Origin of the sequence: Aminobacterium sp. UBA4908 (assembly GCF_002398115.1) — a bacterium.
In the GTDB taxonomy this organism is placed as follows: domain Bacteria; phylum Synergistota; class Synergistia; order Synergistales; family Aminobacteriaceae; genus Aminobacterium; species Aminobacterium mobile.
Window position 1 is genome coordinate 226,419 of the sequence record NZ_DHCG01000002.1, and the last position, 16,280, is coordinate 242,698.

The 16,280-nt window shown below is 45.3% G+C and carries 15 protein-coding genes; all 15 read right to left on the bottom strand.

Annotated elements, in window-relative coordinates:
- Position 1: 1 nt before the first annotated feature.
- Positions 2 to 1,234 (bottom strand): peptidase T, encoded by a 1,233-nt coding sequence (pepT, locus tag B4J50_RS01965; protein ID WP_024822065.1) that lies wholly within the window; start codon positions 1,232 to 1,234, stop codon positions 2 to 4.
- 104 nt (positions 1,235 to 1,338) lie between these two features.
- Complete coding sequence (locus B4J50_RS01970; protein ID WP_286934664.1) at positions 1,339 to 2,025, bottom strand: GntR family transcriptional regulator; 687 nt, start codon at positions 2,023 to 2,025, stop codon at positions 1,339 to 1,341.
- 25 nt (positions 2,026 to 2,050) lie between these two features.
- On the bottom strand, positions 2,051 to 3,271 hold the full coding sequence (gene pepT / locus B4J50_RS01975; protein WP_286953891.1) for a peptidase T: 1,221 nt from the start codon (positions 3,269 to 3,271) through the stop codon (positions 2,051 to 2,053).
- Positions 3,271 to 4,248, bottom strand: coding sequence for an ABC transporter ATP-binding protein (locus B4J50_RS01980; protein WP_024822062.1), 978 nt, complete (start codon positions 4,246 to 4,248; stop codon positions 3,271 to 3,273). The genes pepT (B4J50_RS01975) and B4J50_RS01980 overlap by 1 nt, the downstream gene beginning before the upstream one ends.
- Complete coding sequence (locus tag B4J50_RS01985; protein ID WP_024822061.1) at positions 4,245 to 5,234, bottom strand: ABC transporter ATP-binding protein; 990 nt, start codon at positions 5,232 to 5,234, stop codon at positions 4,245 to 4,247. The genes B4J50_RS01980 and B4J50_RS01985 overlap by 4 nt, the downstream gene beginning before the upstream one ends.
- Positions 5,235 to 5,247: 13 nt before the next feature.
- Positions 5,248 to 6,102, bottom strand: coding sequence for an ABC transporter permease (locus B4J50_RS01990; RefSeq protein WP_286846761.1), 855 nt, complete (start codon positions 6,100 to 6,102; stop codon positions 5,248 to 5,250).
- Positions 6,103 to 6,115: 13 nt separating this feature from the next.
- On the bottom strand, positions 6,116 to 7,045 hold the full coding sequence (gene nikB, locus B4J50_RS01995) for a nickel ABC transporter permease (protein WP_024822059.1): 930 nt from the start codon (positions 7,043 to 7,045) through the stop codon (positions 6,116 to 6,118).
- A gap of 98 nt (positions 7,046 to 7,143) precedes the next feature.
- The gene (locus B4J50_RS02000; protein ID WP_024822058.1) at positions 7,144 to 8,670 is read right to left on the bottom strand and encodes an ABC transporter substrate-binding protein; all 1,527 of its coding nucleotides are present in this window, start codon (positions 8,668 to 8,670) and stop codon (positions 7,144 to 7,146) included.
- Positions 8,671 to 8,705: 35 nt separating this feature from the next.
- Entirely contained in the window at positions 8,706 to 10,403 is a 1,698-nt protein-coding gene (locus B4J50_RS02005; RefSeq protein ID WP_024822057.1) for a M28 family metallopeptidase, read from the bottom strand.
- Between the two features lie 9 nt (positions 10,404 to 10,412).
- A complete protein-coding gene (locus B4J50_RS02010; protein WP_024822056.1) occupies positions 10,413 to 11,180 on the bottom strand; it encodes a creatininase family protein in 768 nt (255 codons plus the stop codon).
- 180 nt (positions 11,181 to 11,360) lie between these two features.
- Entirely contained in the window at positions 11,361 to 12,383 is a 1,023-nt protein-coding gene (locus B4J50_RS02015) for a M42 family metallopeptidase (protein WP_034326627.1), read from the bottom strand.
- A 33-nt stretch (positions 12,384 to 12,416) separates the two neighbouring features.
- Positions 12,417 to 13,397 (bottom strand): ABC transporter ATP-binding protein, encoded by a 981-nt coding sequence (locus B4J50_RS02020; protein ID WP_024822054.1) that lies wholly within the window; start codon positions 13,395 to 13,397, stop codon positions 12,417 to 12,419.
- Positions 13,398 to 13,408: 11 nt separating this feature from the next.
- Positions 13,409 to 14,398 (bottom strand): ABC transporter ATP-binding protein, encoded by a 990-nt coding sequence (locus tag B4J50_RS02025; RefSeq protein ID WP_024822053.1) that lies wholly within the window; start codon positions 14,396 to 14,398, stop codon positions 13,409 to 13,411.
- 19 nt (positions 14,399 to 14,417) lie between these two features.
- Positions 14,418 to 15,287, bottom strand: coding sequence for an ABC transporter permease (locus tag B4J50_RS02030; protein ID WP_024822052.1), 870 nt, complete (start codon positions 15,285 to 15,287; stop codon positions 14,418 to 14,420).
- Positions 15,288 to 15,297: 10 nt separating this feature from the next.
- A complete protein-coding gene (gene nikB / locus B4J50_RS02035) occupies positions 15,298 to 16,227 on the bottom strand; it encodes a nickel ABC transporter permease (RefSeq protein ID WP_024822051.1) in 930 nt (309 codons plus the stop codon).
- Positions 16,228 to 16,280: the final 53 nt, after the last annotated feature.

The following is a 16,280-nucleotide window of genomic DNA, read 5'->3' on the forward strand; positions in this document are numbered from 1 at the left end:
GCTAGGCCGAACGAGTTCCGTAGAGTTTGATAATGTTGACAATAACCTCTACGCCTTTCTCTAAAGCAAAAATGGGCACATATTCAAAACGACCATGATAGTTATGTCCCCCTGTGAAGAGATTGGGCGTCAAAAGCCCTCTGAAAGAGAGACTGGATCCATCTGTACCACCACGGACAGGCACTATACGGGGTTCAATCCCTGCGTCTTTCATCGCTTGTTTTGCTGTCTCCACTATATGCATGGCATCCTTGATTTTCTCGGCCATATTAAAGTACTGATCTTCAATCTTACACTCCAGTACGTGAGTACCGTACTTCTCTTGGAAACTTTGAGCCACGTCAGCAACTCTCTGCTTACGGTCCTGAAACCTCTGCCAATCATGATCTCGGATAATATACTGCAATACCGTTTTTTCCACATTCCCCTGAAAAGAGACCAAGTGATAAAACCCTTCGTATTTTTCTGTTTTTGCTGGAGTCTCGTCAAAAGGGAACATCCCTGCGAATTCCGTACCTATAAGGGCGGCATTGATCATTTTGTCCTTCGCCGTGCCAGGATGAACGCTTCTTCCATATATAGTAATGACCGCTTTCGCTGCATTAAAGGTCTCAAAATTCAACTCTCCCAAAGGCCCTCCATCTACTGTGTAAGCAAAATTCGCCCCAAATTTCTTCAGGTCTAAAAGTTTCGCCTGATGACCAATCTCTTCGTCAGGAGTAAAACAAACCTTTACAGGACCATGCTGAATGTGAGGGTGATCTTTTAAATATTCCACAGCAGCCATAATTTGAGCCATACCACCCTTATCATCCACACCAAGAAGAGTGGTACCATCGGTAACAATTAAATCGTGCCCCTTATAATGTTCCAGCTCAGGAAAATCTTGAGGAGAAAGGAGAATATTTTGTTCTTCGTTCAACACAATATCTCCGCCTTCGTAGGAAACAATTCTGGGTTTTGCGTTCGTGCCGGTTACTTCATAGGAGGTATCGAGATGAGCGATAAAACCGACTGCAAGAACTCTTTCTTTTTTCACGTTGCCAGGGAAAGTCCCCATAACATAGGCATGATCATCTACTGAAATATCCACCATGCCAAGTGCCTCCATCTCCTTCGCCACCTCTCGGGCCAACTCCATCTGTCCACTCGAACTGGGAACACTTGAAGAATCTTCTACTGCACGAGTATCAAAAGAAACATATTTCAGGAAGCGCTCTACCACTGAAGACATTACTCTCGTTCCTCCTTCTGGCCTAAAAAAGAACGGAGCATCAACACTTGGGTACCTCTATGCTCCGTTCTCATTTTTATCTTGGCTATTTATGATAAAACAAATTATCCATCAAAGAAAGGGGAATTGATCACTCGGATTCGCCACGTATTATAGACGTGCTGCTCCATAAGCTGACGAGCTAATTCACCATTTTGGTCACTCACTGCCTGAATAATAGCCCGGTGCTCTTCATATGTATAATTGTTCCCTTCCCTATGCGAAGATAACTCCCGGCTTTGCCCGTCTAGGAAAAACCTTCCAAAGTAAAAGATATAAAGAGATGAACGTAAATAGAGAGCCTCAAAAGACCGCTCAAGATATTCATTTCGAGCCATTCGTACTAGCTTTCGATGAAAAAGTTCGTTAAGCTGCGTAGCTTCCTTCCTGCTTAAAACAATATCCATCTCGCGTTCGTTGACTTTCCACAGCTCCTCCACTTCAAGTTCTGTACGGTGAATGGCCGCTTCTCGAGCTATCATTCCCTCTAAAGCCTGCCTGGCCGTAAAAACTTTCTCCATATCCTCTAAAGAAAGTTTAGGAACCTGGTAGCCTCTCTGACCATGGACTTTCTCCAACACTCCGTCTGCTACCAAACGACTGAGAGCCGTACGGATGGGCGTTCTGCTCATACCCATTTTTTGAACAAGCTCAGGCTCGTACATACGATCTCCTGGTTGTAATTCATGGGCAACTATTAAGCCAATCACATATTGGAAAGCTTGTTCTTCCGCAGGTAAAAAAGCTTCCATCTAGACCCTCCTTCAGATGTTGTTCTTAAACCGTTGTCCCAGTTAAAATACCAACTACAACCTCCATGGACTTTTCCAAAGATTGAACTGGCAAGAACTCGAATCGGCCATGGCAATTATGTCCACCGGCAAAAACATTAGGCGTCGGCAGTCCACGAAAAGAAAGGCGCGCTCCATCTGTACCACCCCGAACAGGCTTGACACGCGGTGTAACTCCAGCCAATTCCATTGCTTTATAGGCTCTTTCAACTATATGCATAGAATGCTGCAACACTTCAGCCATGTTGCGATACTCGTCACGCATCGTCAGAGAAACAGCCCCTTCTCCCCATCGGGAGTTAAGCTCTGCCACTATTTTTTGCAACAAGGCCTTGCGCCCTTCAAAATGCTCTGAATCGTGATCTCGGACGATCAACTCTATCGTGGCATTCTCAACGGTTCCCACATTGGAACATACGTGAAAAAATCCCTCATACCCTTCTGTACAGGCTGGGATTTCTTTGGGAGGCAATGCGGCCAAAAAGTCCTGAGCTATCAAAATAGCATTAATCATTTTCCCCTTCGCTCGGCCAGGATGAACGCTTCTTCCCTTTATCTCAATCGTAGCGCTTGCCGCATTAAAGTTCTCGTAACAAAGTTCTCCAATAGGACCAGCGTCAATAGTATAGGCAAAATCTGCTCCAAAACGCTCTAGATCAAGCAACGCTGCTCCATGCCCCACCTCTTCATCTGGAGTAAAAGCTACCCGAACCGTACCATGAGGAATATCCGGATGATCTATGAGGTACTCCAGCGCTGCAAGTATAGAAGCAATGCCAGCCTTATCGTCAGCACCAAGGAGGGTTGTTCCATCTGTGACGATAATGTCTTCCCCTACATGGTCTAATATTTCAGGAAAATCCTTTGTAGAAAGAAAGATTTTCTCCTGGGGATTCAACAAAATATCCTTACCGTCATAGTTTTCAACAATACGTGGCCGCACATTTTTCCCAGACACAGCATCCGATGTATCAAGATGGGCTATAAGCCCTATTACGGGATATTCCTCTGCAGCTGCTGGTAAGGATCCCATTACATACCCATGATCGCTTACTTCCACATCTGAAAGTCCCATGGATTTCATCTCTTCTGCCAGCATTTTGGCCAAGAAAAGCTGACCAGAAGAGCTCGGAACTTTCGCTGACTGAGGATCAGCATCTGTAGCTACTGCTACATAACGAAGAAACCTCTCTACTACTGGCTTCATTAATTCTTTCTCCCCTCAAAAAGTTCCTCGGCAAAATGACATGCCACAAAATGGCCGGAAGCCATCTCTCGAAGTTCTGGCGTCTTGCGCATACATAGATCTTTTTTATAGTGACAACGCCCTGCGAAACGACATCCTTCAGGTGGATTAATAGGGCTTGGGACATCCCCTTCCAGAAGAATACGTTCTCGTTTCACTCCAAACTTCGGTATGGGGATAGCCGACAGCAAAGCCTTTGTATAGGGGTGCATGGTAGCATCAAATATCTCTTGATACCCTGCCATCTCCACAATACATCCCAAATACATAACAGCAATGCGATCAGATATATGTTTTACCACGCTCAGGTCATGGGAGATAAAAATATACGTATATCCCATGTCTTCTTGCAAGTCAATGAGCAAGTTCAATATCTGAGCCTGAATACAAACATCGAGAGCTGAGACTGGCTCATCAAGGACAATAAACTCCGGTTCAAGAGCCAGAGCCCGGGCTATGCCAATGCGCTGTCGCCGTCCCCCATCCAGTTCGTGAGGATATGCATTATAAAGCCGTTGCGCCAACCCCACAGTATCCATAAGCTTGCGAATTCTTGCCTCTTTTTCCGCCCCTTTGCATATATTATTAACTTCCAGGGGCTCAGCGATGAGGCTGGAAACAGACATCCGTGGGTTTAAACTCGAATAAGGGTCCTGAAAAACGATCTGGGCCACTCGTCTCAAATCCCAAAGTTTCTGCCCCCTATATTTCAAAATATCTTCTCCGTTGTAAAAGACCTGGCCTCCTGTAGCATCAAGGAGACGGATAACCACTCTGCCCAAAGTAGATTTTCCACATCCAGACTCTCCAACAAGCCCAAGGGTTTCGCCACGGTGAACATCAAAAGAGACGTTATCCACAGCGTGAAGAATGCCTTTCTTCGTTTTAAAAAATTTCTTCAAACCACGAACTTCAAGCAGGCGCTCCGTGGAATTCATCGGCTTACCCCTCCTTTTTCTACAACAACTGGGCACGCAACCCAATGTCCAGGGTGAACCTCCACCATAGTTGGTTTATTCCGTTCGCACGACTCACAAGCAAACGTACAGCGGGGGGCAAAAGAACAACCAACTGGAAGCAAGGTAGGATCTGGCATGAGTCCAGGAATGACCTTTAATCTTTTTTCTTTAGAATCTAGATCAGGAATAGAATCGAAAAGACCGGTCGTGTAGGGGTGCATGGGACGGGTGAAAAGACTTTCAGTATCAGCCGTCTCCACTACATTTCCAGCATACATAATAGCGACACGATCACACGTTTCAGCAACAATGCCCAAATCATGAGTAATCATGATCAGTGATGTATTAAGCCTTTCTTTTAATTCTTTCATGAGCTCAAGAACCTGAGCCTGAATAGTGACATCTAAGGCTGTAGTAGGCTCATCAGCAATAAGAAGTTGAGGGTTACAGGCAAGAGCAATAGCTATAACCACTCGCTGACACATGCCCCCAGAAAATTGATGGGGGTAGTCATCTGCCCGATCTGGACGAATACCTACCACTTCAAGCATCTCTATTGCCTTTTTTCTGGCATCATCGGGAGTTATATTCTCATGGAGACTTATGACTTCTGCTATCTGTCGAACTACAGTAATGACTGGGTTAAGGCTTGTCATAGGGTCTTGGAAAATCATAGAGATTTCTCCACCGCGAATAATCCGCTTCTCCATTTCAGGCAGAGTCATCATATCTCGGCCCTCAAAATAGATCTCTCCAGATTTGTATTTCCCAGGATCAGTGATAAGTTGCATAATACTTAAGGCTGTAGTTGTTTTACCAGCGCCAGTTTCTCCCACTAAACCGAGAGATTCTCCATATCCCAGCGAAAGATTCAGGTTTCGTACGGCATACACCGTCCCGCTATCTGTTTCGTAGTCAACGGAGAGATCCCGAATGTCGAGAAGAGTCTTGTTAGAATCAGACATTTCAGAAGTCCTCCTATCGCTTCATCTTCGGATCTAAAGCATCCCGAAGACCGTCCCCAACGAAGTTTAAAGCCAAAATAGTGATCATAATGGCCAATCCAGGGAAAAGCGTCATATAAGAAAAGTCACGAATATAGTTTCGACCGCTGGAAAGCATGGCTCCCCACTCAGGAATCGGTGGTTGAATGCCGAGCCCAATGAAACTTAACCCTGCTGTATTAAGGATGGCCCAAGCAACTCCCAACGTAGCCTGAACAATGATTGGCGCCATACAGTTGGGTAGAATATGCTTAAATATAATGTGAAAATCTCTTCCTCCCACAGCACGAGCGGCTATAACAAATTGTTGGCTCCGAATTGAAAGAACTGACCCCCTCACAATTCTTGCATACTGTGGAACACTAGATATACCTATGGCGATCATAATGTTCACAACACCAGGCCCAAGTGAAGCTGCTATAGCTATAGCGAGTAGAATAGATGGAATAGAGAGAAGAATATCCATGGTGCGCATAATAAGATTATCTAACCAGCCACCATAATATCCCGATACAGCTCCTAAAATTCCACCTACAATCATTCCTATCCCTACTGCAATAATCCCGACTTTAAGGGAAACACGAGAAGCATAAATAATGCGGCTAAAGATATCTCGCCCAAACTCGTCGGTCCCGAACCAATGTTCGGAAGAAGGTGGCATCAATGTATTGAGCAAATCTTGTTCCTCGTAAGAATATGGAGCGATATGGGAGGCAAAAACAGCCACCAAGCAGAAGAGGATTATCAAGATAAGCCCCAGCACTGCAAAACGATTTTTAGAAAAACGGAGAACAACCCCCCGCAAATTTTCGTTGGATTTGGCGGACATAAATCTTTCCCTCCTAAGAATATTGGCTCTTAATACGCGGATCGATATAGGCGTAAAGAATGTCGACTAAAAGGTTCACCAAGGAGCAAAGAATGGCGATATACAGAACTCCACCCTGAACTACGGGGTAATCTCGCATTTTTATAGCCTCAACCATAAGACGACCGACCCCAGGTACTGAAAAGATAGATTCTGTTAAAACAGCTCCGCCCAGGAGAGAACCGAACTGTATGCCAATAATGGTTACAATGGGAATAAGCGCATTGCCAAGGGCATGATGCCAAACAACGACCCTTTCTTTTTGCCCTTTGGCACGGGCTGTACGAATATAGTCTTGTCGCACCACTTCCAACATGCTCGACCGCGTCATTCTTGAAATAACGGCAAGAGAAGCAGTACAAAGGGTGACAGCAGGCATTATCATGTATTTAAAGCTATCAAAGCCGGAAGCGGGCAACCACCCGAGATGAACTGAAAAAAGCAGTATAAGCAGAAGTCCCAACCAGAACACTGGCATGGAAATGCCAACAAGGGCGAAAACCATGGCCAAGTTATCCAAGATAGAATATTGCTTGATCGCTGAAAATATTCCCACTGGAATACCCAGCACAACAGCCAAGACAACTGCCAATGTAGCTAATTTCAAGGTAGCAGGGAAAGCCGCCTTTATTTCCTGTGTAACTGGAGCATGGGTTACGTAGGAACGTCCAATGTCGAAATGAAAGACAGCATTATATAAGTAACGTCCATACTGCGCCAAAAACGGATCGTTAAGCCCCATTTCCTCCCTGAGGTCTGCAACCGCCTCTTCTGTGGCCTGGTCTCCCAAAATCATTCGAGCAGGATCACCAGGGGTTATAAAAAGAAGAAGAAAAACAATGAACGTAACTCCAATAACTGTGGGAATCAAATAGAGCAGTCTACGAAAGACATATTTCCACATAGTGAGTCACTACCTCCCTTTAAACCAAAAGCAAAATCAGCTAGGGGAGGCGGCATAAGCCGCCCGCCCCCACAATATAAAACGTCTTTCCGTATCCACTACTCCTCAAAAGAAACGGTATAGAGCTTATGGTAGCCAGCAGGGTCTGCTACAAAACCCTTAACATTTTTGGAGGTTCCTACAACTTCTTCACCGTTATGGACAAAAACCCATGGGGCTTCTTGTACCAATAGTGTCTGAAGCTCTTCATAAATAGCGCGACGTTCATCTCCATCTGGAAGAGTACGTCCACGATCCATCAACTCATCAGCCTTAGGGTTGCTATACACAGATTTGTTCATTCCCTTAATCTGAGAGCTATGGAAAATGCCGTATACTGCGTAATCCGGATCAGGGATAGGCGTAGACCATCCCATGAGGTACATATCATGCTGTTTCTCGCTTAACTTATCAAGATATGCGCCCCACTCCATAACCTGGATGTCCACGGTAATTCCTACTTTTGCCAACATGCTCTGTGCGATAGTTGCAATGTCGATACGCTCTTTCCGGTCGTTTGTCCAAATAGAGGCTTTGAAGCCTTCAGGATATCCAGCCTCAGCCAGAAGTTCCTTAGCTCGTTCCGGGTCGTACTTGAGAATGGACAAATTCGTATTGAAATAACGAAGTCTGGGAGGGATCGGTCCATAAGCCGGGCCGCCTATACCACGATATACAGCCTTATTGAGCTTTTCGAGGTCGAGGGCCATGGTAATAGCCTGACGTACACGAACATCGCTAAAGGGTTTCTTTGAGCAGTTGAACCCCATATACTGAACAGAGACATCTGGAACTCTGATAAGCTTTAATTTAGAGTTTTCCTCTATACGACGAATATCAAGAGGAGGAATAGCATAGGCTATATCTACTCCACCTGACTCCAGCTCAATTGTACGATTTGTCTGCTCTGTAATAGCCCGCACAACTACGTCTTTAATAGCGGGCTTCGTTCCCCAATATTCATCAAAGCGCGTTAAGGTGATTCGATCACCTTTCTGCCAATCTACAAACTTGTAGGGGCCAGTTCCCACTGGGTGGGTTCCGTAATCATCGCCAGCCTCGTTTACTGCCTTTTCGTTGAGAATACAACCACCACCAAAGTGAGTTAAACAAGCCAAAAAGCTCGTATCTGGAGTTTTAGTTCCCATAACGATGGTGTAATCGTCTTCAACTTTTATAGACGCTGGGTCGATATTCCCTACAATAAAGCCAATGGTTTTGCCTATTTCAATGGCTCTATGGAATGTAAAAGCAACGTCAGAAGCCTTCAGCTCTTCTCCATTATGGAACTTTACGCCTTCCCTCAGATGGAAACGGTATGTACGATCATCAATTTTCTCGTAGCTTTCAGCAAGAGATGGAACTATTTCGCCTTTATCATCAGTCTTTAGCAAGGTTTCATATATCTGCACCATAATGTGGGCCGACCCCACATCAGGGGTTACGTGAGGATCTAAACTCTTGGCATCATACATATTGGCTACTACTAAGGTATCCTTTGCAGCCAAAGCTCCGGAACTCATCCCCAACACTAGGGCAAAACACATAGCTACCAATCCAAATTTTTTTAACCAGCTTATGCTCATATGTTATTCCCCCTTACTTTTCAGCGTTCTGGCGATTAGCGTATACCTTCTTCAATTTCTCCCAGCAACGAATAAATGCGATTGCGCTGGCACATCAACCAATGATCGAGAACAACACCTCCTCTCCCTTCCCTGCACATGCTTATTCCAGCAGATAGGCCAGGAATAGCCTCCTGAGGAGCACACCAGTCCTGAGACCATGGAGCTTTCTGCGCAAAAAGAAGTCTATTTAACCGACGAACTTTCCACACCACATCCCTGCTCCATGGGCATGTACCTGTAAAAGCTTCCGACCGCTGATGTAGCGATTGAGCCCGACTTAAAATATCTTCTAAATTTATCCGCCCCTTCAAAGCAGAGCAAAGGGCTTCCAGCCTATTTAAAAAAAACATCCACAGGTTATGAACATCATATTGAAGCCCCTCTCTGCAAACGGAGCGTATAAGGGCCAGCGTATAGATATGTGCGTCTGTAAGATAAACATGGCGATCCAAACAGTCCAAAACATCAGATTCCGTGTGCCACCATCGAGGCATAGAAAAACTTCCTGACCTATAAGGAGATCCCTCGGGAAGTGAAGAAGCCCAGACAAGAAGGGAAGAGAGGCCAAGATTTTGGAACGATTGATCCCAGGCTCTCACCGGGTCAGAAATGACACCGCTCGATCTCCCTACAACGTCATGAAGGATATTTTCTACAGTAGGGGTAAGGTCCGGGCTACAGGCCACCTGTTGCCAATGAGAGGCCCCTCGCACTCCGGGCATATCAATATTAAGGTAGGCTAAGCCTCGTTCCTCTAAATCAGCATAGTAATTCAGACAGTAGGCTGATGAACCTGCATAGTGACCAAATTCATGGCCAGTCCACCAGCATATGCGAAGACCGTAGCGCCTTTCCCGCAACGTAGATGCAATTCGAGCCAGATGAAGGGCAAGTGCGGCACCAGAAGCATTATCAGTGGCTCCCCAGTGTTTGGCATCTATATGAGCCCCAACAAGCAGAAAGGGGCTATTATCTTCCTCTCCAGGCAAACGGGCTTCCAGTACCGGGAAGGGCTGAAAATCTGTTTGTATCTCCACTTCTATTTCCCCTTCTGCTTTGCCATTGCCGGAAGCCACCTCAAGGAGTTTACAGCCCCACATATAATTCACAGCTATAAGAGGAATCTGAATATCGAGAGTCTCTTCTAAGGGTTCTGGATTGCCCCAAATAAGCCCAGTCCCACTCTCATGGATCTCCTCTTCGTCACCTCCCGGCCATGTTACTATCACTGCGGCAGCTCCGCGATCCTGTAAGGCTAAAATAGCCGTGCCATGGAATTTTTTAGTCAGAACTATCTTCCCTTCCAGATCGCGCTCCACTTCTTTTCGAATGGCAAAATAAGGAACTGCCTCAGGGGCAGGAAGAGTTCTAGGGTCTACACATACAAGAGGGCCAGAAGCTTTTTTTCTGCTTCGTCCGGAAAATCCCCACACTTTGCAGGGGACGAGAAAAGAAGATAATTCTTTTTTTATGCGAAGAGAAGCTGATATAGGGGTTGTCAGTTCTCCAACCCATTGATGTGTTTGTGTCTTTATACCGTAACTATCAAGATGACAACGTATCCAATCAAGGGACTCTTTTAACCCTGAACTGCTCTGCCGGCGATAAAGGGCCGACAGAGCAGCAACGTCCCTTTCCAGACAATCCTCATGAATATTTGCGAGAACGTCTCGCTCAAGGGAAGAAAGCATAATATTTCTCTACTTGAGGTTTAACTTTAAAAACTCAGCTACAAAATCCTTCATATACTCTGTTACTGCATCGAACATTTCATGTCCCCACTCCTCAGTAGCCATAGACGGATCATCAGGTCCGCCAAATCCTCCCGTGGGAACAGAGTCCCGAACATCTCGGACTATCCGTACGAAACCATTTTTGAATTGGATTTGGTGAAGATGAACATTTATTAAGTTATCACTTAGATGGTTCACCGGCTCCTCGAAATTTTCTTCTTTGTTGACCCAACCTGGCCTGAGAGCCATCATCATTGCTGTTTCCTGACCTGCTCCATGCCCACCAACCCACTTTGGGTTCATTTGGCCAGCCAATATCCACCAATCTACAATCGCTGCCAATCCACCCGCTTTATAAATATCTAAAGCTGCCGCATTAAGGGCAGGATTATTACCACCATGTCCATTGATGAATATAACTTTTTTCAGTCCCCAATGAAGCAAGCTGCGAGCAATACCCCGCATTACAGCCGTTAACGTCTCTATACCAATGTCTACTGTTCCAGGGAAAGAAAGTAACGTGTCACAAGCCCCATAAGGCATAGCAGGAAACACTACTACATCTTGAGGATAATCAGCCTCTATGCGCCGTGCAAACTCTTCAGGGATAAGATAATCTGTTCCGAGGGGACCGAGGGGACCATGTTCCTCCACACTTCCGAGAGGAACAATTGCTACAGTGTTAGGAGTAAAATTCTTTTCAGCCTTTTTCCATGTCAAAGATGCTAAATACATAAAGAAGAACTCCTTTCATTACCAACTTCTCTTTAGGAAATCGATATAGAAATTTTTGAATCCATCTTTGCATTCATAGTTTTTGTAATTATATACCCATGCACTCCTCTCTGCAACAAAAAGAAAAAGGCCACTCTGCGTCAGAGCGGCCTTTAAGAAGCGCTTCGTTATGAAAATCGGTTACTCACATACATAAGCTATGAGAAGTTTCGCAGTCTCCTCAATGGCCCGCACGTGGGTCCGTTCGTAGTGATGAGTGGCATCAACGCCTGGTCCGAAACAGGCAAAATTTACGTTGAACCCGGCAACTGCGGCTAAACTGGCATCACTACCATAGCGATAATGAACATCTACACAATAGTCAATATTATGTTTTTCAGCCAAAGCTGCAAGACGTTTTCGGAAAGACAGATCATAAGGAGTACGGCTATCACGTGCCAATATGGTTACACATGTTTCTGAAGAAGCCGACGTATCTGTAACAATACCAATATCAAGGGCGGCAAACTCCGCCACCTTATCGGGAATGACAGAAATACCATGGCCGATCTCTTCATAGTTAGTAATGTAGAAGTGTGTAGTATGAGCTGGCGTTACTCCATTATCATATAGAGCTTTAATGGCCCCAAACATAAGGGCCACACAGGCCTTATCATCTAAATGACGAGATTTAATAAAGCCGGACTCAGTGATAACAGCCCGTGGCTGGAAAAAAACAAAATCTCCCACCCTGATTCCCAACGCCAAAACATCCTCTTTACTGGTTACTAATTCATCGAGGCGAACCTCCATAGTATCGTCATCCCTCTTCATATCGCGGACTTCATCTGAATATCCGTGAATAGAGGCTTTACATGGAAGAAGAGAGCCTGAATATTCTTTCCCTTCGGAAGTTCGTACAAGAAGATTTTCCCCTTCTACAGACCCCCAAGCAAAACCACCGATCTGGAGAAGCTTCAAACGGCCATTCCCTTTAATTTCTCTTACCACAGCACCAAGAGTATCCACATGAGCTGAAACCAAAACATGCCTTTCATCGTCAGCCCCCTGCAACGTTCCAATAAGAGCTCCTTTATTGGTTCTTACTGTAGGGATATTGAAGCGCTGAAACTCTTTTGCCACCCTCGACAGCGCTTCTTCACAATCTCCTCCCACAGATGGGATAGCGAGCAATTCAAGCATCAATGAATTTACATAATCCATATCAATGCAAAACATTTCAAAGAGCATCTCCTTTTAACATCCTGTCTCTAATAAATTTCTGGCGAAATGACATGCAACAAAATGCCCGTTATCAATCTCTCGCAATTCGGGAGTCCGCTGCTCACAAATATCTTGTCTGTAACGGCATCGACCAGCAAAACGGCACCCCTCTGGAGGTTCTACAGGGCTGGGAACATCTCCCTCTAGAATGATCCGATCTCGCTTCTGGTCTACTTTGGGAATGGGGATAGCAGACAAAAGAGCCTGCGTGTACGGATGAAGAGGGTCAGCAAAAATAGTTCTGTAGTCTGAAAGCTCCACTATCTTGCCAAGATACATTACCGCTATGCGATCAGAAACATGTTTAACCACGCTTAGATTATGAGCAATAAATATGTATGTATAGCCCCGTTCCTTTTTCAACGTATTGAGGAGGTTCAGAATCTGGGCTTGAATACAAACATCGAGTGCCGATACAGGCTCATCCAATACAATAAACTCCGGGTTGAGAGCCAAGGACCTCGCAATACCTATTCGTTGCCGCCGTCCCCCATCCAGCTCATGGGGATAGACATCTACCAAACGTTGGGCCAAACCCACCGTATCCATAAGGTCCAAAACTCGCTTATCTCGCTCCGCTTTGGAACGATAGACTCCATTGACGATGAGAGGCTCTGCTATAAGCTCTGCAACAGAGAGACGGGGGTTGAGTGACGAGTATGGATCCTGAAAGACTATCTGAACGTTTTTTCGCAACTCCTTCATTTGGCGTTTATTGTACTTCAGTATGTTATCGCCACGATAAATGACCTCTCCGTCAGTAGCGTCAAGAAGACGAATCATTACTCTGCCTAATGTGGATTTACCGCAACCTGACTCTCCCACTAGCCCTAACGTTTCTCCCTCGTACACGAAGAAAGAGACATCATCTACCGCGTGAAGCATTCCTTTTTTAGTCTGAAAATATTTTTTTAGATGATTTACTTCTATAAGTTTTTTTCGCGTCTCAGCCATAGTTTCTCCTCCTACCCTTTCTTCAGTCCGTTACAACAAACGGGGCAGGCCACAAAATGTCCCGGCTCTATCTCAAGCATCTCCGGCCTTTTTTGGGAACATTCAGGCTGAGCCATAGGACATCTGGGATGGAACGTACACCCTGAGGGCAAATTCGTAGGATCTGGCATTAAACCATGGATGACCTTTAGTTCTTCCTGATCGGCATCAAGATCCGGTATGGAATTGAAAAGCCCGTTTGTATAAGGGTGTAGGGGATTCGTGTATAGAGAGTGTGTATCAGCGTATTCCACTACGCTTCCTGCATACATAATAGCTACCTTATCGCAAATTTCTGCCACTACACCAAGATCGTGCGTAATCATGATTAAAGAGGTATTAAATTCTTTCTTCAAGTCTTTCATCAACTCAAGCACCTGAGCTTGAATCGTAACATCCAACGCCGTGGTAGGTTCGTCAGCGATGAGGAGCGTGGGATCACATGCAAGAGCAATGGCGATAACAACCCTTTGCCTCATTCCTCCGCTAAATTGATGGGGATAATCTCGAGCTCGTTCCGGTCGTATTCCCACTAACTCAAGCATTTTAACCGCTTTTTCCAGAGCTTCGTTTTTCGTCACCTTCTGGTGAAGCTCTATCATTTCAGCTATTTGCTCTCCTACTGGGATAACAGGGTTCAAAGATGTCATGGGATCCTGAAAAATCATAGCAATCTTTCCACCCCGAATATGACGTTTCTCTTCCTCGTTTTTAGCGATAAGGTCTTCGCCTTCAAACAAAATCTTCCCGCTTAAAATCCGTCCAGGAGGATTGGGGATCAGCTGCATTATGGAAAGAGCCGTTGTTGTTTTGCCAGCTCCAGTCTCTCCTACAAACCCCAAAGACTCTCCACGTCCAAGATGTAAATTTAAGTGCTCAACAGCACAAACAACGCCACTATCTGTTTCATAGTGCACCGTCAGGTCTTGAATATTGAGTAGGTATTCTTTCTTTTCTGTCATGAAACTCCCTCTCTTATCCTTAACGCTTCAGTTTAGGGTCGAGAGCATCCCGAAGCCCATCGCCTAGAAAATTCAAAGCCAATATGGTAATCATGATGGCCAAGCCAGGGAAGAGCGTCATATAGGGATAATCCCGAATATAGCCTCGTCCGCCAGAAAGCATAGCACCCCATTCCGGGACGGGAGGTTGAATGCCGAGTCCGATAAAGCTCAGGCCTGCAGCTGTTAGGATAGCAAAGGCGACGCCTAATGTGGCTTGTACGATGATAGGCGCCATGCAGTTTGGCAATATGTGCTTCATAATAATTCTAATATCGCCAGAACCCATCGCTTTAGCTGCTTCTACATATTCCTGGTTTCTTATAGAGAGCACGGAACCTCTCACTATACGTGCATAGCTTGGAATCGACGATATGCCCACGGCTATCATGAGATTAAAAAGTCCGGGGCCAAGAGAAGCTGCAATAGCGATAGCCAGCAAAATTTGTGGAATAGAAAGAAGAATATCCATAGATCTCATAATCGCGTTATCAACCCGCCCTCCGTAAAAGCCGGAGACAGCGCCCAAGAACCCGCCTATTACAACGGCAATACCTACGGCAATGAACCCTACCTGAAGAGAGATTCTGGAACCATATACAATGCGACTAAAAATGTCTCGGCCAAACTCATCTGTGCCGAAAACATATTTTCCGTTCGGAGCTTGGAAGGCATCTCTCAGGTGCTGTTTCGCATAGCCATAAGGCGCGATCACATCAGCAAAAATTGCAGTTATAAGGAGAACAACCACAATAGCTAATCCGAACATAGCAAGACGATTTTTCTTAAGGCGACGGAAAATTTCGCTCAAATTTCCTCGTTTCTTTTTCTTGGTTACGTTCATCTCCATCTCCTCCTCATTACCTGTACTGTGCCTTGATACGAGGATCGATCCATGCATAGATCAGGTCCACGAGGAGGTTCACTAAACTAAAGGCCACAGCAATATAAAGAACACCGCCTTGAACAACTGGGAAATCTCGCATTTTAATGGCTTCTACCATCAAACGGCCAACGCCAGGGATGGAGAAAATAGACTCTGTCAACACAGCCCCTCCCAAAAGCTGCCCAAACTGAATACCTGCAATGGTAATGACAGGGATAAGGGCATTAGGCAAAGCATGACGCCAAATAACCAAAGATTCCTTCTGACCTTTAGCTCGAACAGTTCGAATATAGTCTTGACGAATTACTTCCAGCATAGTGGAGCGAGTCATTCGCGTAATAATGGCCACTCCCTGAGCTGCAAGAGTTATGGAAGGAAGGACCATGGCGCCAAAGGTGTCAAAACCTGAAGAAGGAAGCCAACTGAGGCGCACCGAGAAAAATAGAATCAAAAGCACTCCCAACCAGAAAACTGGCATGGAGATACCTACCATGGCGAAGATCATAGTAATGGAGTCGAACCACGAATATTGCTTTATTGCCGAGATAATCCCAAAAGGGATTCCAAGGATGATGGCTATGAACATAGAAAAGGCCGCCAACTTCAATGTAGCTGGGAAAACGGTCATAATCTCGCTGGTAACAGGCCGCTTTGTCATATAGGAACGGCCTATATCAGCATTCGTTACCGCCTTGTACAGGTAACGACCAAACTGTACGATAAAAGGATCATTTAACCCTTCTGTTTCGCGAAATGCTTCTATGGCCTCTTCGGTCGCCATATCCCCTAAAACCATCCGAGCCGGATCCCCGGGAGTGAAGTAAAGGAGGGAAAAGACAATAAAAGCAACCCCGATCAGGACGGGGACAAGAGATAGAATTCTTTTAACAACATACTTGAGCATTCTTTCTTCCTCCTGAAACATAACAATTGCAGGGACAATAGATCTGCCCCTGC